Raw genomic sequence first — 17731 nt, 5'->3', positions numbered from 1 at the left:
TAATGGAAAATAGAATGAATCCTCTCTGGCGCCACCGTTTTTCCTTGTTTATCGCGATCACTCTCTCCTTGCTTCCCGGTGCATGGGCCGTCGAAATGCCCCTCGATTTGGCGACTCAATCTGAGCAAACTACCTCGGCAGCCAGTCAATTACCTGTATTACAAAAGCCCGAAGGACTTCGACCTTGCTGTGCATTCGGCCATGACTTGCGCGCTGAACTGAAAGGCGCACCGGTTCCTTTCTATCGGCTCGATAACATCGTTGAAAGTCATCAGTTAGGCACTCATCGCTACAATGACAGCGTCATACGAGGATTGACCAGTATGGTGGGGGGTGGCAGTGAAAAGAATGGCATTGTCTACACCACGCAGGGCGGGTTTATCGATACGGCGCATGTGCGAGACAGTATGGATATGACGTACTGGATAGCCAGTCAATTATTGCAGCATCAAGGAACTGCTTTTCGTGTCAGCTTAAGTAATGAACTCGCTCGCCGAGAAATCGTTATTCGACCTTATCAAGTGCCAAGCGATCCACAGCAAGCCTTCAGCGTCGTGGTATGGACCGCTGCTCGAGTGGCATTCGATCTCGCCGCGTGGCATGAGATCGCGCAGTGGTACGGGTTCGAATCGGTGCCTGGCTTCCCAGAGGGTGTCTCCGCGTTCTCTCCAGAAGATCTCTATTCCAACCTTCTAGGGGTTCGTTTAGCTGCTTCGTTACTGCTGCAGGGGGAGGGGAGCGATATTAACCATTATAATTCTGGAGCGACCGCGATTATCACGCAAGCCCTTGATCAATTGGGGGCAGTCTCGAAACAGGCCACGGCACAACACTTTGACCGATTGGACGGACAATGGTGGGATAGCCAACGTCGGGTACCGAATAAATGGTTAGTGCGGCATCGAAATTACCTAACGAGCAATGCACGACGCCCTAGTGAGGTTCCTGAGGAACCTGAAGCGAACCACGCATTAGCCTTACCTGAGCAGGTGGCCGGGATCACTTTAGACAAAGTCGCCGCACTGGAATTGGTACCGATTAAGGCTTCTAAACGGCTGCCTGCTGTGAGCGGGAAGCTTACCCGTGAAGATTTCCAGCGCTTAGCGGAGCAGGCTGAAGCCGAAGACGCTCAACAACGACCTGCTCTTAACGGCGAATGAAGAGTTACACCGCGACGCGCATACCGCCATCAACAAACAGCAGATGACCATTGACGAAGTCGGAGGCTTTTGAGGAGAGGAATACCGCGGCACCAATCAACTCTTCAGGGTTACCCCAGCGGGCGGCTGGGGTACGTTTGGTTAACCAATCGGTAAAGGCTTGATCATCGACTAAGGCCTGAGTCATCTCTGTAGCGAAATAGCCGGGAGCGATGCCGTTAACCTGAATATTATAGCGCGCGAGCTCCACACACATTCCCCGTGTCAGCATGGTGACTGCACCCTTTGAGGCGGCGTAGGGGGTAATGGTGTCGCGCCCTAATTCGCTCTGCATCGAGCCAATATTAATAATTTTACCGGCTTTACGCTTTGCCATATAGCGAGCAACGGTTTGTGATACCAAAAAGACGGCAGTTTGGTTAACCGCAATGACATCGTTCCAATCCTGTTCGGCAAATTCTAGAAAAGGACGACGGCGTTGAATCCCAGCGTTGTTAATCAGGATATCGATTTGCCCTAAAGTCGATTCAATGTGCTCAATGGCCTCAGCTACTTTTTGGGAGTCAGTCACATCGAAGGCCACTGCATGAGCGCTATAACCGAGTGCACGGAGTTTGGCTGCTGCACTTTCGGCCCCTGCCTGCTGCGTGGCGTTAATAATGACCTCCGCACCCGCTTCCGCTAACCCTTTTGCCATAAGGAAGCCAATTCCACGTCCTGAACCGGTGATCAGTGCGCGTTTAGTTGTTAGCGAGAAGAGTTGGCTCATGCAAGTTTTCCTTATTCATCATTAAGTAAAAATTAATTGAGGCTTATTTAGCGAAATTAACCCCGCTGTTAATGTGATCTATATCACTCTTTTCTTATTTTACAAATTGATGATACGTAAAGCGTGCGCTAGGTAAGCTTTCTCCCTATACGCTAGCGCGAGGTGTTAAGAATAGGGCAGGTTACCCAAGGCGAGATAACGTTGCATTTCTTCCTCTGGTACCATACTGCCACCGGTGGCCCAAACCAGATGCGTCGTAGTATTTAACGTCGAGGGATCCTTACCGATCCATAATGGGCCTTGCATACCGGCTAAGGCTGAAGGTTCGAGTTGAACGCTTTCGCTATGATCGAGCAGCCGTTGTAAGTCAGAGAGTCGTTGATCGCTCAGTGTATAACAGCCATCAATTAGCGACGCCATTGCCCGCCCAACGAATCCCGATGCGCGGCCGACAGCCAAGCCATCGGCAATGGTGTGGTTGTCGAGGCCAATATCTTGTACCGAGATTGCCTCGTGGTAGCCAGTACTTAGCCCTAGCAGCATACAGGGTGAGTGTGTCGGCTCAGCAAAATAACAGCGAACGGCATCGCCAAAGGCTAACTTCAGCCCAAATGCTACGCCGCCCGGCCCGCCTCCCACACCACAAGGTAAATACACGCAAAGGGGATGAGTCTCATCGACAGTGACCCCTAGTGCCGCTAACTGCGCGGGTAAGCGTAATCCGGCGACGGCATAACCGAGAAATAGGGTAGAAGAATGCTCATCATCAATAAAGAAACAGTAAGGATCCTCTGCCGCCGTTTGTCGGCCCTGTTCAACCGCAACGCTATAATCGTTCTGGTGTTCGACAACCGTAACGTGGTGCGCCCTGAGTCGCTGTTTTTTCCACTCGCGGGCATCGGATGACATATGCACGATCACTTGAAAGCCTAAGGTTGCCCCCATAATCCCGATGGATAAGCCGAGATTTCCGGTCGATCCTACCGCTATTTTATAGCGACCCAATAATTGTCGAAATTGGGGGGTGAGTAGTCGACGGTAATCGTCCTGTTCGCTAAATTCCCCTGATTCCAGCGCCAGTTTTTCTGCCAAGACTAATACTTCGTAAATGCCCCCTCGGGCTTTAATCGATCCGGAGATCGGCAGGTGACTATCCTTTTTAAGCCAGAGCTTACCGGGTAAGTGACCTTGTTGTGCTAAGGCCTGCTGCATGACGGGGATGCCAACAATATCCGACTCAATAATTCCCCCACGCGCCCGGCTTTCTGGGAAGGCCTCGGCAATCAAGGGGGCAAAGCGTTGCAGTCGCTCGGCCGCATCCTGAACATCCGCTAAGGTAAAGCCTACGCGTTTCAACCCCTCGCTGGCAGGCAGTCGTTGCGGGTTATGCCAAAATAAAGGGGTCTGGGTTGAGAGCTGCTGAACAACCTTATTGTTATTCAGAGCGGGGTATTTATCCGTCATCGTTTTATTCACTTATTCTACACCTAGCGTTAGTCGGGGCGTGGTGACTTACCTTTGAGAGGCAGCATACTGTTGTAACCGGTAAGCTGACAAGTGATCGCTTTTCAGCCTAGGGTGAGGACAAATCATGTGAACCTATTATGAATTTATTGCATTATGGCCGCCTAGTGCCTAGGTCACATAAAACCTAGGCGTTGATCATGAGGCTACTATTCTGAACAGTTTTCAAGCAGGTCAGCTTAACCGCTTACAAACCTTCGCCTTGGTGGCGGAAAAAGGCTCTATTGCTGTAGCCGCAAGAATACTCTGCTTAACGCCCAGCGCCGTCAGTCACCGTATTCGTCATTTGGAGCATGAGCTCAACTTGCCGCTTTTTACTCGCTCGCACCGCAAAATTACCTTAACAACTGAGGGGGCTCGCCTTTTCCAGAAAATAACGCATTCTTTCGATTTACTGAATAAAGAGCTGCTTTCTCTAAAACACCAAGGAGTAGAAGGGCGCTTGAGTCTCTATACTCGCCCCTCTTTTGCGCAGGCATGGCTCGTTCCCCGGCTGAGTGATTTTTTAGACCGATATCCTGGTATCGAAGTTTGCCTCTCAACGGGCAATGACCCTATCCAGTTGGATGAGCTCGGCGTCGATATTGCTATCAATTTCGGCCAGCTTAATCTACCCGGGCTTGTCTGTACGCCATTGATGAACGAATCCATGACACCGGTTTGCTCAGCCTATTATGCTGACAAGTTTGGATTAGTGAATCATCCTGAGCGATTAAAAGAATGCCGCTTATTACACGACCATAAAGCATGGGAGACGAATAGCGGTGACCATGAGTGGCAGCAGTGGACAGAGGCCTTCGATATTAGCTTAGCGGCGGCCTCTCATCTCTATTGCGATCAAATGGCGTTATCGGTTACCGCCGCACTCCATCATGGTGGCGTTGCCATGGGGCGGATGCGTTTACTCGAAGATAGTCTTCAATCAGGTAACTTGGTGGCCCCCTTTCCCGATAAGATTTTAGTAAGCCCTTATGGCTACGCGTTATATACACAGCAAGGTACCCATTGGCCTAAGGTTAAACTGTTTATGGCGTGGATAGCCGAGCAAGCGGGTGTCATAGGATGAGACGGGATTGGGGATCGCTTTGTACGTTATACGCATTTTATTCGACAGCCCCAGACGACAGTTTCCTTGCACCGATACACAACATCTCTTAAGCTGGTCAGTTATAGAGAAACGCTTTCTCTTCGACTCGGGGTGCCTACTTAATCAGGCTGAGAAATACCCGTACTACCTGAACTGGATAATGCCAGCGTAGGAAAGTCACTCGCCTCCTTGGGGGCTGTCTTTCTACCGCCGGTGGGAGACAATATGCCCACAAATACCGCTATACCTGAGCTTGATGCAGCCATTGCCCAACAGGCTATCGCTCAGCTTGCCGAGCATCCCCCCCTCATTCACTGTATCACTAACACAGTCGTACAAAATTTTACTGCCAATCTGCTGCTTGCGGCTGGGGCGATTCCAGCGATGATTATTGATCCGAGTGAATGCCAAGAATTTGCGCAGATCGCCGATGGGCTGTTAGTGAATGTGGGTACTCTTCACCATGAACACTGCCCTACTTATTACCATGCCGCGGAAAATGCTAATCGTTTTGGTAAGCCTTGGGTACTGGATCCAGTGGCTGTCGGAGGCTTAACGCTGCGGACCGAATTTTGTCGCAAATTACTGTCGTTAAATCCGAGCGTAATTCGCGGCAATGCCTCGGAAATCAGCGTGTTAGCGGGTGAGTCGGCGGGTGGCCGAGGGCCAGAAACGCAACTCAGCGCCGATCAGGCACTCGACGCCGCGCAAAAACTGGCGATAACGATTGAGGGCATAGTGGTGGTCACCGGGGAAGTGGACCTGATCACTGATGGGGATCGGACCCTTGGGGTTTCAGGAGGTTCGGTGCTCGCGACTCGGGTGACGGGGGCCGGTTGTGCATTGTCGGCACTCTGTGCGGCTTTCGCCTCGTTAGAGGGGGACAGGCTTAGTAACGTGGCAAGTGCATGCTGGATGCTATCACGGGCGGCTGAGTTCGCGGCCCGACAGGCAGCGGGCCCAGGAACCTTTGCGCTGCATTTACTAGACGGTCTTGCGCAGCAGAAGGAGGCATAATGAGCCCTTATAATATTCTAACCATTGCGGGAACTGACCCTTCGGGTGGCGCGGGGATCCATGCTGATTTAAAAACCTTCAGTGCGTTGGGAGGGTATGGCGCGAGCGTTATTACTGCTTTAGTGGCGCAAAATACCTGCGGTGTACAAGGTATTTTTCCTGTGACGGCTGAATTTGTTGGCCAGCAGTTAGACTCGGTCCTCAGTGACCTTGACATTGCCAGTGTAAAAATGGGGATGTTACATCATCAAGGGATCATTGAGCAGGTAGCGGCAAGCTTGCAGCACTCGTCAATCCCATGGCGAGTTTTGGATACGGTGATGTTGGCAAAAAGCGGTGATCCCTTATTAGACCCCGAAGCGATACGTTGCCTACGTGAGGTCCTGATCCCCGAGGTTTCAATTATCACCCCGAATATTCCTGAGGCCGCAGCGTTACTCGATTGTCGACCTGCGGAAAATGAGACGCAGATGCGCGAGCAGGGCGAAAAACTGCTGACATTAGGCTGTGAGGCGGTACTAATGAAGGGCGGCCATTTGCAGACGGCAGATAGCCCTGACTGGCTAATGACGACCACAGGTGAGCAGCGTTTTAGCCAGCCGAGAATTGCGACACATAACACCCATGGTACAGGCTGCACCTTATCCGCTGCATTGGCAGCGTTGCGCCCACATTTTACAGATTGGGCGCAAACGACTTGGCAAGCAAAACAGTGGTTGCAAGGGGCGATTGCTCATGCCGATGAGTTAAATGTTGGACAAGGCCATGGTCCCGTACATCATTTTTACCAACAGTGGCCCGTAAGTTTACCCCAATAGGTCACAGGTCGCGGGTAGACGAAAACGGATCGCTTCGCCCAAGACCTTAAAGTGAAAGTGCGTGCCGCTTTGCGGTTCACCATCCAAGTTAAAGGTCATGGTATGTTCGCTCGTGAGGGTAAATTCACTGGCGCGTTGATTAATGATATTGGGATTTTCATCATCACGGGTCAGTGAGTGCAGCAGGGAAGGGAACAGCTCTTGCGCCGTAATGACGGTCAAGGCCAATTGCTGATCGTTAATCAAGGCCGTTGGACAGAGTCGCTGCCCGCCTCCTGCCATACGACCATTACCGACTGCGATAACTAAGGCATCGCCTTGCCATTGCCATTGCTCACTGGCGAGTGTGCAATGGTCTGGCTTTAAGCGGTCCATCCGTAACAGTCCATGCAGGAAATAGGAGGCCCCACCCAGTGCTGATTTCAATTTTTCTGGCGTCTCGGTGGTGATCCGTGTTCCAAAACCCCCTGTCGCCATATTGATAAAATAGTGCTGCTGATTGACGCAGACAAGGTCGATAGGCTGCGCCGTCACCGTCAGGGCTAACCTCAAGGCAGCTTCGATTTCCTGTGGTACGCCAATACTGGTGGCAAAGTCGTTAGCGGTTCCCAGCGGCAACACGGCAAGTGGTGGACGTTGTGTTGCCGCGAAACGCATTAGGCTATTAACGGCTTCGTTTAAACTTCCATCGCCACCGCCGATAATCAGGGTTGAACAGCCAGCTTCGATGGCCTCGGTAATGAAACGGTGGCAGTCACCGAACTCCCAGGTCACCCTAACTTCTAGGCTTATCCCTTCTTCTCTTAGAAGAGTGACAGCGTCACGAATTATTGGATCACTGGCTTTTTTGCCATGTAGAATCAGAAACGCTGAACCCATACTCTTTACCTTTACTCAATCAAATTGGCTCCTTTATACCACACCTGCGCGATGATTGTTGCGATGGGGTGCTTGCGTAGTCTGCCCCTGTTCTAAATGCCTAACGAGTAAGGCGTAGCCAAGCTCGGTATTAGGGGGGATCGGTATCCAGACGCGATAACCATCACCTGGGGCCACCGTGATGGGGCGGTGTTGTTTATCGTGCAGGATATCAAGAATAAAAGAGAAATTACCCTTAGGTGTCATCACTTCAAGGTGGTCACCACACTGGAATTTATTTTTAACAATCACTTCGGCGAAACCTTGGTCTTGGGCTTGACTAAACTCCCCGACAAACTGCTGTCGATCAGAAACAGAGTAACCTTGTTGCGTATTCTGATAGCTGTCATGGGTATGACGGCGTAAAAATCCTTCGGTATAACCACGATGGGCTAGCCCCTCTAAGCTTATGAGTAATGCTGGGTCGAAAGGCTTTCCCGTTTGCGCATCGTCGATGGCCTGACGATAGACTTGCGCGGTGCGAGCGCAGTAGTAAAAGGATTTGGTCCGCCCTTCAATCTTTAACGAATGGATCCCCATTTCGACTAAGCGAGAGACATGTTCAACGGCCCGTAAATCCTTAGAATTCATGATATAGGAGCCATGCTCGTCCTCGGTTGCACTCATCGGTTCGTCAGGACGCATTTTATCGGTCAATAATAAAGCTTGCTGAGTGGTGGGGCCGAGGCCAAGCGTTGGGGGAGGCGAAACGCTTTCTACCATATTGCCGAGGTCGTCCTCTTGAGCGGGGGTGATTTTGTAGTCCCAACGACAGGCATTGGTACAGGTCCCCTGATTAGGATCACGTTTATTAAGATAGCCGGAGAGTAGGCAACGGCCAGAGTAGGCCATGCAGAGCGCACCGTGAACGAAAACTTCGAGCTCCATCTCAGGAACGTGCTGGCGAATTTCGCTGATCTCTTCCAAAGAGAGTTCGCGGGACAGGATAACGCGATGGATGCCTTGTGTTTGCCAAAACTTAACCGTAGCCCAATTGACGGCATTGGCTTGGACGGAGAGATGGAGGGGGAGGGTAGGGAAATGTTCCCGCACCAACATGATCAACCCGGGATCAGACATAATGAGGGCGTCGGGTTGCAGGGCAACAATTGGTGTTAGGTCGCGGATGAAGGTTTTGAGCTTAGCATTATGCGGCGCAATATTACTGACAACATAGAATTTCTTACCAAGCTGATGAGCCTCTTGGATCCCGATAGCAAGATTCTCCAGTGTGAATTCATTATTTCTTACGCGCAAGCTGTAGCGCGGTTGCCCTGCATAAACGGCATCTGCCCCATACGCAAAGGCATAGCGCATATTTTTTAATGAACCCGCAGGTGAAAGTAATTCTGTTGCCATGGTCAACCCCATACTTAAGCAGGGTTGATAGTAACCCTGTAAAAAGTAGGGGATTGTACGGGCCGCCTGTTAGCCTAACAACCACTAACCTTTATGGAATTGATCTGACTACGCAAAAAGCGTATTGGCCCAGCGTGTTAGCCCTAAGGTAACTGAACCAAAATCATCCCCTTGGACAATTTGGGTATTAGGTAAAAGCTGCGCCAACGCTTGGCGTAGCAGTGGTGAGCGTGCGCTCCCCCCAGTCAAGTAAATGACTTCAGGTTGAACGGTAGCTTGCTGCATCACTTCGACAACTTGCTGTAACATTTTCTGCAAAGGTGAGTCGATCGCTTCCCGCAAGGTTTGCGCAGAAAGGTGCAGTTCCAAGGCCGTTTCCAGATACCCTAGATCACAACGGGTTTCCGCTTGTTCGGAGAGGTCAATTTTCGCTTGCTCAGCACTGCGCACCAGCTGATAGCTTTGTTTTTCTTGCCATAGGGTCAAAAGACGAGCGACTAATTCGGGCTGTTGCGCATCTTTCACCATCTGTTGGAGTTGTTTGCCGCCACTGGCACTGTAAAAGTCGCCTTGAGCCATCACATCATTGATGGCGATCGCATTCCACCAAGGCAGCATCGGTAAGGCTTTACCGGTTCGTGAAGGACTGCCTGCGCCTAACAGCGGCATTAGCTGTTTATAAGCCAGCATAATATCCAAATCGTTTCCCCCCACGCGACAGCCACTATGAGCCAGTAAGCTTTCGCTCCGCTCAGCTTTATGTCGCCACTCAGGACCCATCAGCAGTAGTGAACAGTCAGTGGTTCCGCCGCCGATATCGACGACCAGTACGCGTGTTTCGCGAGTGAGTCGGGATTCATATTCTAAGCCTGCAGCCACGGGTTCGAACTGAAACTCTACATCACGAAAGCCTGCGCGCAGTGCTGCGCGACGTAAAATGCCGACAGCTTGCTGATTTGCCTCTTCACCACCGATGCCTTGAAAGTTAACTGGACGCCCGATAACTGCTTGTTCAATTGGCATTTGGGTATGCTGCTCCGCCTGCTGGCGGATATGGAGCATCATGGCGCAGACTACATCATCAAAAAAGGCGATTTGTTGGGGTTTAAGTCCCTTTGCGCCGAGAAACGATTTCGGTGACTTTACAAACCACACATCTTGCGGGTCTGCAATATAGTGGTTTAACGCAGATAAGCCAAACTGCACACTTTGCGTCGAGACGGGCAGGTCTTCGTCGCGGTTTGCGCGTAAAGCGTGTTGTAAAAGGGCGGTCTCTTCAGCGGTGTGATAACTGACACCGTGATGACGATATAACCACTCACTGACCACTGAGCGAATGGGGGCGCTCATCATTGAGGGAAGTAATTTGTCAGTGCCGGCAAGTGGCAGTTGTTGAAACTGACCCTCACGTTCGATTGCTACCGAACAGTTTGCTGTACCATAATCGAAACCAATTACCATGCTGCACCCCCTTTAATAAAAGGGGCGCACTTTAACGGGTTACGGCGCAAAGTCAATCGTTAACCTTTATTGACCTAAGGAGAGTAATTGCTGACGTGTGTGTGGCTGCTCCATTCCGGCGAGTTTGGCTGCTAGCGTACCGAGAAAATGTTGGGTGGTAGCCGGTTTTCCCTGTGAGACCAGAAATAGCGGTAGCGCGACGATAAGCAGTAATTCAATGAGGCTAATCGGCTTAAATGCCACTTTTCGCTGCATGGACAGAAAAAATAGACTACAACCGCACCCCAATAAAAAGCCACAGATGACTTCACTCGGCGAGTGGGCATGCAGTACTAGACGAGAATAGGCGATAGTTAGCGCGAAAAGATAACCGAAGGCGACCCAGATAAGTGGGCGTTTGAACGAGAAACCCCGTGCCATAAACCATAGAAAGATTGGCCAAAATGTTGTGGACATCGTGGTATGGCCACTAAAGCCGGTAAAGTTATAGCGTGCACTGCCAATCAAAAATCCTAGAAATAAGACTTTTGAGATGCTGACCACTAACCCTGCAGTGCCAAAACTCAGCAGCCAGTAGAAAACTGGCGAGAATCGCGAGGTGTTATAGAACAGGGCAAAAGCCAAGACAACAGCACTTGGTAACAACAGCATGCTATCACCAAAATAGGTCAACATTTGCCAGTGCATAAATCCTCTACGATTGACAGGGATTGGCTGCCCGTCAGCCAATTCAGCGCGCTAGTGTATCCAACCGCCACCAAAAAAACAGTGTTAAACTCTTAAAAGTACGTCCTTTTTGCTAGCATCACCGCGGTGAAACCCTTATAATCGCCAGCGTTTATCCTCCCATTTTGCTAAAGTACTTGCTTCACAACGCGAGTATTACGGCTTCAGTTTCAGGTTGTAAAATAATGTCTGACCAGTCTCATCAATGTGTGATTATCGGAATTGCGGGCGCATCCGCATCTGGAAAAAGCTTAATTGCCAGTACGCTATATCGTGAAATTCGTGACCAAGTGGGTGATGAACATATCGGTGTTATCCCAGAAGATTGTTATTACCGCGACCAAAGCCATCTCACGATGGAAGAGCGCATCAAGACCAACTATGACCATCCCAATGCGATGGATCACGATTTACTTTTAAATCAGTTGCAAGCCATAAAAGCCGGTCAGTCGATTGAATTGCCAATGTACAGCTATTCTGAACATACTCGCATGGCAAAAACTCAAACCTTAAACCCCAAAAAAGTGATTATCCTCGAAGGGATTTTATTGTTGACCGATGCCCGCCTTCGAAACGAACTCAACTTCTCTATTTTCGTCGATACCCCATTAGATATTTGCTTGATGCGTCGGATGAAACGTGACGTTAATGAACGTGGACGTTCAATGGATTCGGTGATGAGTCAATATCAAAAAACAGTTCGTCCAATGTTTCTGCAATTTATCGAACCGTCTAAACAATATGCAGATATCATTGTGCCGCGCGGTGGAAAGAATCGTATTGCGATCGACATTTTAAAAGCTAAGATTAATCAGTTCTTTGAGTAAGTTTTTTTTGCGATATTTTATTAGGGATTCACTATGAGATTATGCGACCGAGACATTGAGGCATGGATGGATGAGGGGAAACTGTCTATCGACCCCCGACCGCCAGTTGAACGGATCAACGGTGCGACGGTCGATGTACGATTGGGGAATGGCTTTCGTACCTTTCGTGGGCACACCGCGGCATACATCGATTTAAGTGGCCCTAAAGACGCCGTGAGTGCATCCTTAGAGCGCGTGATGAGCGAAGAAATTGTCCTGCAAGACGATGAAGCCTTTTTCCTGCACCCAGGCGAACTTGCGTTGGCTGTGACTTATGAATCCGTTACCTTGCCCAACGATTTGGTCGGTTGGTTAGATGGCCGCTCATCATTAGCCCGTCTTGGATTAATGGTGCACGTCACCGCCCATCGAATCGATCCCGGTTGGAAAGGGCGAATTGTGTTAGAATTTTTTAACTCGGGTAAACTCCCCTTGGCCTTGCGCCCAGGAATGTTAATCGGAGCATTAAGTTTTGAGCCTTTATCAGGACCGGCTGCACGACCTTATAATAGTCGTCAGGATGCCAAGTACCGTGATCAACAAAGCGCGGTCGCTAGCCGAATTGATAAAGATTAATTACGCTTAAAAGGGAGATGGCATGAGAAAGCTGATAACCACCTTCGCCATTCTCATCGCGGTGTTGGTCGCAGGGATGTCTGCACTCGTCCTGTTGGTAAACCCCAATGATTTCAAACATTACATGGTTCAACAGGTTCAAAAGCGCAGTGGTTATCAACTGACGCTAAAAGGCGATCTGCGTTGGCATGTGTGGCCAAGACTGAGCATCTTAAGCGGACCGGTCGTCCTCACCGCGCCGGGGGCGCAACAGCCCGCGGTGACGGCTGACAATATGCGTTTAGATGTTGAGCTTTTTCCACTTCTTTCTCACCAGTTACACATTAGTAAAGTCTTAATCACGCATGCGGTAATACAAGCCACGCCGGATGCGGCAGCCAAAACAGCGTCAGCGGCGCCGATCGCCCCAGATGATAACACCGCACTGCCTTCCACCTTAGGCCACTGGACCTTAGATATTGCGCATGTTTCGGTAGCGAATAGTTTACTCATCTGGCAAACTCCGCAAGGTGAGCAACTTAATTTTCGTAATCTCAATCTGAGCTTACACCAAGATGCCTCACGTAGTGGGCAATATCATCTCAGCACTGCTTTAACGCGGAATCAGCAAACTTTTTCAATTGATTTCGAAGGAAAGATGGATGCCCGCCATTATCCTTACAAAATGTCCTTCTCTGTCGACCGGGGGAATTATCAATTACAGGGAGTGTCATTACCTGAACAAGGTATTAAGGGCGAGACCACATTTTCTGCGCAATGGTCACCGATGAGTAACAGCTTTGACCTAACCCATTTTACTCTTCAAGCCAACGATAGTGATTTCGAGGGGAGAGCAAACGGTACCTTAGCCTCTGCCTTAAAACTCAATCTTACCTTGCATTCACAGAATGCTAATTTCGATCAGCTGCTGGTATCAAAACAGTCTCAGTCTGCCACCATTGCGCAAAACGTGAACGAGATCGCTGTTCGTCGTGTTCATTCTCCGGTTGTGGTAGAAAAAAATAATCGAGGCTTCATCGATTGGCTCAACCAAAGTGAGATAACTAGCCAACTGACGGCCAACCGAGCAACCTGGCATGGTGTGACAGTCAAGGACTTGACGTTTGATACGCAAAATAACCTGGGGATGATGAGCCTGAACACGCTTTCCGGTAAGGTGGGTAATGGACAATTCGCTATCAAGGGTAACGTTGATTTTCGTCCAGAATTGGCGTCTGTCGAATTACACACCGATATACAACGTATTCCGTTACAGGTGGTTCAGCCATTATTACAAATTCCGCCAGTATTAAACGGGGATATAAGCTTACTTGGCGACTTCACGGGACAAGGACTGACCGGTCATGAAATCCTTACCCAGTGGCAGGGACGTTCATCAGTCGAGCTGATTAGCCTGGATATTCCGCAGATGAATGTCCAACAAATGGTCATTGATGCGGTAACGCGAGCCAGTAATCGCGTAAATTCCGACCCTTCATTACATCCAACTATTCCCAATATGCGGGGCTATTTTACTTTGGCTAACGGCGAATTACAGCTTAAACAGCTGGAAGGCGAAAATGCTCAAGTCTCATTGAATGCCCTCGGCGATATCAACTTTTCACAACGTCAACTTGATATCACCTTCAACCTGTTAACTCGTGGGTGGAAAGGCGATCGGGATATGGTGGCATTGTTGGCTAATCAACCTATTCCATTACGATTCTATGGTCCTTGGAATCAGTTACAATATTCGCTTTCTGTCGATAGGTTATTGAAAAATAATCTTAAGAATCGATTACAGCAGTGGCTGAAAGATAACGATAAGGCTAAACATCCCTCATCATGATGATATAGGGAGAGTTTCAGACTCTCCCTATGCTTTGAGGGACTAGGCTCATCGATACTATCGTGCACGTACTCTAACTAGTGGATAAGAGATGAAAAATTTGAAAGCGGTTATTCCCGTCGCCGGCCTCGGTATGCATATGTTACCCGCGACTAAAGCGATTCCTAAAGAGATGTTGCCAGTGGTCGATAAACCGATGATTCAGTACATCATCGATGAATGCGTTACCGCGGGTATCAAAGAAATTGTCTTAGTGACCCACGCTTCTAAAAATGCAGTTGAAAACCATTTCGATACCACCTACGAACTTGAAGCACTCCTTGAACAGCGTGTAAAACGACAACTTCTCAGTGAAGTGAAAAGTATCTGTCCCCCTGGTGTAACCATCATGAATGTCCGCCAACCGCAGCCATTGGGTTTAGGCCATGCGATTCTTTGTGCTAAGCCCATCGTTGGGGATAACCCATTTGTCGTGGTATTGCCTGATGTTATTCTCGATAACCAGAGTGCCGATCCACTGCGTTATAATCTGGCGGCGATGTTGTCGCGTTTCTCGGAAACTGGCCACTCACAAGTTCTCTGTCAAACGCTTCCCCGGGAAGAGCTCGCAGATTACTCGGTGATTACAACGGAACAACCTTTAGTCTCTCCAGGTGATACCTGTCGTATCGTCGATTTCATCGAAAAACCATCCAATGTTGACAATTTACCGGACACCGCACAGCTCGCGGCGGTAGGTCGTTATGTCTTATCCGAAAAAATCTGGGCGCATTTAGAAGCGACTCAGCCAGGGGCTTGGGGCCGTATTCAACTTACCGATGCAATTTCTGCCCTTAATCAATCGGAAGCGGTTGAAGCCAGTGAACTTCATGGCATTAGTTATAATTGCGGGCGCAAACTCGGCTATATGCAGGCTTTTGTTGCCTACGGCTTACGTAATGCTCAATCTGGACAAGCATTCAGAGACTCAATTAAAAAACTTCTTAATTCCTAATTAGGCTGAATAATTATGGCAATTTTAGTCACAGGTGGTGCGGGCTATATCGGCTCCCATACCGTCCTAGCACTGCTTGAACGTGGTGATGATGTCGTTGTATTGGATAATCTCTGTAATGCCTCACAAGAAGCTCTTGCACGCGTAGCAAAGTTAACTGGCCGGCAGGCAGCTTTTGTCGAAGGCGATATCCGCGATAGAGCCTGCTTGCAGTCATTGTTCGCTGAGCATCGTATCACCGATGTCATCCACTTCGCTGCCTTAAAAGCGGTGGGGGAATCGACGCGGATGCCGTTAGAATATTATGAAAATAACGTATCCGGTACCTTGGTATTGCTTGAAGAGATGCGTCGCGCAGAGATTTGGAACTTTATTTTTAGTTCTTCCGCCACTGTCTATGGGGCGGATGCGCCTGTGCCTTATGTGGAAACGACGGCGATCGGTGGCACGACGAGTCCCTATGGTACGTCGAAACTGATGATTGAGCTGGTATTACAAGATTTTGCTAAAGCAGAACCGCAATTTAATACTATCGCTTTACGGTATTTTAACCCAGTAGGCGCACATGAGTCTGGGGAAATCGGTGAAGATCCTTCTGGCATCCCGAATAATTTATTACCTTACATTGCACAGGTTGCCATCGGTAAGTTGCCGCAATTAGGGGTCTTTGGTGGTGACTACCCGACACCAGATGGAACCTGTCAACGTGATTATATTCACGTCATGGATCTGGCTGAAGGGCATTTAAAAGCTCTGGACCATTTACAACAGACTCAAGGTTATCGCGCTTATAATCTTGGAGCGGGTAAAGGCTATTCAGTACTCGACATGATCCGTGCATTCGAACAAGCCTCTGGTTGTACTATCCCGTTTGAAATTAAGCCACGTCGCGCGGGTGACTTGGCTGCGTTTTGGGCAGAACCTGCCTTAGCGGCGAAAGAATTGAACTGGAGCGTTTCAAGAGGGATTGATCAGATGATGGTTGATACCTGGCGTTGGCAGCAGAAAAATCCGCATGGATATCGTCAATAAGTGTAATTAATAAGCATCTGAGCGGCGTGGACTTGATCAAACGTGCGTTATGCATGGATTTCCCGCTCAGGTTTTTATATAACTTATAGAACAAGGTACGTGCTAACAAACCTAGAACATAATGTTCACATAGGTAAGCTTTCTACCAGACAGGAGAATGTAATGTCTAAGCAGCAAATTGGTGTTGTCGGAATGGCAGTAATGGGCCGTAATCTCGCGCTGAATATTGAAAGCCGTGGCTATACTGTCTCAATCTTCAACCGTTCACGTGAAAAAACGGATGAAGTGATTGCAGAAAACCCAGGTAAAAAACTCGCGCCGTTCTACAGCGTTGAAGAGTTTGTCGAGTCCTTAGAAAAACCTCGCCGTATTCTGTTGATGGTACAAGCCGGTGAAGCGACCGATAAAACCATTGCATCACTCACTCCACACCTAGATAAAGGCGATATCTTGATTGATGGGGGTAACACCTTCTATAAAGATACCATCCGTCGTAACAAAGAACTGTCTGACCAAGGTTTCAACTTTATCGGTACCGGCGTTTCGGGTGGTGAAGAGGGGGCATTGAAGGGTCCTTCAATCATGCCTGGCGGTCAAAAAGAAGCTTACGAGTTAGTGGCACCGATTTTCGATAAAATCGCTGCACGTGCAGAAGGCGAAGCCTGTGTGACCTATATCGGTCCAGACGGTGCGGGTCACTACGTTAAAATGGTACACAACGGTATCGAATACGGTGATATGCAGCTAATCGCCGAAGCCTACTCTGTACTGAAAGGCTCCTTAGGCCTGTCTAATGAAGAATTAGCGAAAACCTTTAGTGAGTGGAATCAAGGCGAGCTTAGCAGCTACTTAATTGACATCACAAAAGACATTTTCACTAAGAAAGATGATACCGGTAACTACTTAGTCGATGTGATTCTTGATGAAGCGGCTAACAAAGGTACAGGTAAGTGGACTAGCCAAAGTTCATTAGATCTGGGTGAGCCATTATCTCTGATTACTGAGTCTGTCTTTGCGCGCTATCTCTCTTCTCTGAAATCACAACGCGTTGCTGCCTCTAAGGTGCTAACCGGACCAAAAGTTGCTGCATTCAACGGTGATAAAGCTGAATTTATCGAGAAAGTTCGTCGTGCATTATACCTAGGTAAAATTGTTTCTTACGCACAAGGTTTCTCTCAGCTTCGTGCGGCGTCAGATCAATATAGCTGGGATCTTAACTACGGTGAGTTAGCGAAAATCTTCCGTGCGGGCTGTATCATCCGTGCTCAATTCCTGCAAAAAATCACTGATGCTTATGCAGAGAACCCAGAGATCGCTAACTTACTGCTTGCTCCTTACTTCAAAAATATCGCTGACGAATACCAACAAGCGTTACGTGATGTGGTGAGCTATGCAGTGCAAAATGGTATTCCAATGCCAACCTTCTCTGCAGCGATTGCTTACTACGATAGCTATCGTTCAGAAGTTCTGCCTGCTAACCTGATCCAGGCCCAACGTGACTACTTCGGTGCGCACACTTATAAGCGTACAGATAAAGAAGGTGTTTTCCACACTGAGTGGTTAGACTAAGTCCTAAGGTAAACGCGTTCATCAGCC

At 49.0% G+C, this 17731-nt stretch carries 16 protein-coding genes and 1 riboswitch; of the genes, 10 read left to right on the top strand and 6 right to left on the bottom strand.

The annotated features are described in order from the left end of the window. Positions 1-14: 14 nt before the first annotated feature. Positions 15-1160, top strand: a complete 1146-nt coding sequence (locus tag QJR74_RS09035) for a DUF4056 domain-containing protein (protein ID WP_304371529.1) — start codon at positions 15-17, stop codon at positions 1158-1160. A gap of 4 nt (positions 1161-1164) precedes the next feature. Here QJR74_RS09035 and idnO read toward each other — a convergent pair whose 3' ends face one another. Both idnO and QJR74_RS09025 read right to left on the bottom strand, forming a co-directional pair. Then, entirely contained in the window at positions 1165-1929 is a 765-nt protein-coding gene (idnO, locus tag QJR74_RS09030) for a gluconate 5-dehydrogenase (RefSeq protein ID WP_304371528.1), read from the bottom strand. Between the two features lie 165 nt (positions 1930-2094). Next, entirely contained in the window at positions 2095-3393 is a 1299-nt protein-coding gene (locus QJR74_RS09025; RefSeq protein ID WP_441007658.1) for a D-serine ammonia-lyase, read from the bottom strand. A 265-nt stretch (positions 3394-3658) separates the two neighbouring features. On the opposite strand from QJR74_RS09025, the gene dsdC reads away from it, so the two are divergent. From dsdC to thiD, 3 genes are all read left to right on the top strand, one after another. Next, positions 3659-4519 carry a DNA-binding transcriptional regulator DsdC gene (dsdC, locus tag QJR74_RS09020; RefSeq protein WP_304374008.1) on the top strand — a complete coding sequence of 287 codons (861 nt, stop codon included), beginning with the start codon at positions 3659-3661 and terminating at the stop codon, positions 4517-4519. Positions 4520-4637: 118 nt separating this feature from the next. Continuing rightward, positions 4638-4732: riboswitch (TPP riboswitch) on the top strand. Between the two features lie 33 nt (positions 4733-4765). Next, positions 4766-5557 (top strand): hydroxyethylthiazole kinase, encoded by a 792-nt coding sequence (gene thiM / locus QJR74_RS09015; protein ID WP_304371526.1) that lies wholly within the window; start codon positions 4766-4768, stop codon positions 5555-5557. Further along, positions 5557-6375, top strand: coding sequence for a bifunctional hydroxymethylpyrimidine kinase/phosphomethylpyrimidine kinase (gene thiD / locus QJR74_RS09010; RefSeq protein ID WP_304371525.1), 819 nt, complete (start codon positions 5557-5559; stop codon positions 6373-6375). Before thiM ends, thiD begins: the two co-directional genes overlap by 1 nt. Here thiD and yegS read toward each other — a convergent pair. The 4 genes from yegS to QJR74_RS08990 all read right to left on the bottom strand — a co-directional run bounded on the left by yegS (position 6364) and on the right by QJR74_RS08990 (position 10800). Beyond that, positions 6364-7254: a lipid kinase YegS gene (gene yegS / locus QJR74_RS09005; protein ID WP_304371524.1), complete on the bottom strand. Its 891-nt coding sequence runs from the start codon at positions 7252-7254 to the stop codon at positions 6364-6366. The genes thiD and yegS overlap by 12 nt on opposite strands. Positions 7255-7287: 33 nt before the next feature. After that, positions 7288-8652, bottom strand: coding sequence for a prephenate-dependent tRNA uridine(34) hydroxylase TrhP (trhP, locus tag QJR74_RS09000; RefSeq protein ID WP_304371523.1), 1365 nt, complete (start codon positions 8650-8652; stop codon positions 7288-7290). A gap of 108 nt (positions 8653-8760) precedes the next feature. Further along, the gene (gene yegD / locus QJR74_RS08995; protein ID WP_304371522.1) at positions 8761-10113 is read right to left on the bottom strand and encodes a molecular chaperone; all 1353 of its coding nucleotides are present in this window, start codon (positions 10111-10113) and stop codon (positions 8761-8763) included. A gap of 66 nt (positions 10114-10179) precedes the next feature. After that, positions 10180-10800: a phosphatase PAP2 family protein gene (locus QJR74_RS08990; RefSeq protein WP_304371521.1), complete on the bottom strand. Its 621-nt coding sequence runs from the start codon at positions 10798-10800 to the stop codon at positions 10180-10182. A gap of 224 nt (positions 10801-11024) precedes the next feature. Between QJR74_RS08990 and udk the strand changes: the two genes are divergently transcribed. The 6 genes from udk to gndA all read left to right on the top strand — a co-directional run bounded on the left by udk (position 11025) and on the right by gndA (position 17704). After that, positions 11025-11666 carry a uridine kinase gene (udk, locus tag QJR74_RS08985; RefSeq protein WP_304371520.1) on the top strand — a complete coding sequence of 214 codons (642 nt, stop codon included), beginning with the start codon at positions 11025-11027 and terminating at the stop codon, positions 11664-11666. A 33-nt stretch (positions 11667-11699) separates the two neighbouring features. Continuing rightward, complete coding sequence (dcd, locus tag QJR74_RS08980) at positions 11700-12281, top strand: dCTP deaminase (RefSeq protein ID WP_304371519.1); 582 nt, start codon at positions 11700-11702, stop codon at positions 12279-12281. Between the two features lie 22 nt (positions 12282-12303). Further along, positions 12304-14109 (top strand): outer membrane assembly protein AsmA, encoded by a 1806-nt coding sequence (gene asmA / locus QJR74_RS08975; protein WP_304371518.1) that lies wholly within the window; start codon positions 12304-12306, stop codon positions 14107-14109. A gap of 91 nt (positions 14110-14200) precedes the next feature. Next, complete coding sequence (galF, locus tag QJR74_RS08970) at positions 14201-15103, top strand: UTP--glucose-1-phosphate uridylyltransferase GalF (protein ID WP_304371517.1); 903 nt, start codon at positions 14201-14203, stop codon at positions 15101-15103. Positions 15104-15118: 15 nt separating this feature from the next. Further along, complete coding sequence (gene galE, locus QJR74_RS08965; protein WP_304371516.1) at positions 15119-16135, top strand: UDP-glucose 4-epimerase GalE; 1017 nt, start codon at positions 15119-15121, stop codon at positions 16133-16135. Between the two features lie 162 nt (positions 16136-16297). Then, complete coding sequence (gndA, locus tag QJR74_RS08960; RefSeq protein WP_099824322.1) at positions 16298-17704, top strand: NADP-dependent phosphogluconate dehydrogenase; 1407 nt, start codon at positions 16298-16300, stop codon at positions 17702-17704. Positions 17705-17731: the final 27 nt, after the last annotated feature.

It is taken from the genome of Tatumella ptyseos, from assembly GCF_030552895.1.
Lineage (GTDB): Bacteria > Pseudomonadota > Gammaproteobacteria > Enterobacterales > Enterobacteriaceae > Rosenbergiella > Rosenbergiella ptyseos_A.
Note: the sequence above shows the minus strand (reverse complement) of the source record. Positions and strands in the feature narration are given on the sequence as shown.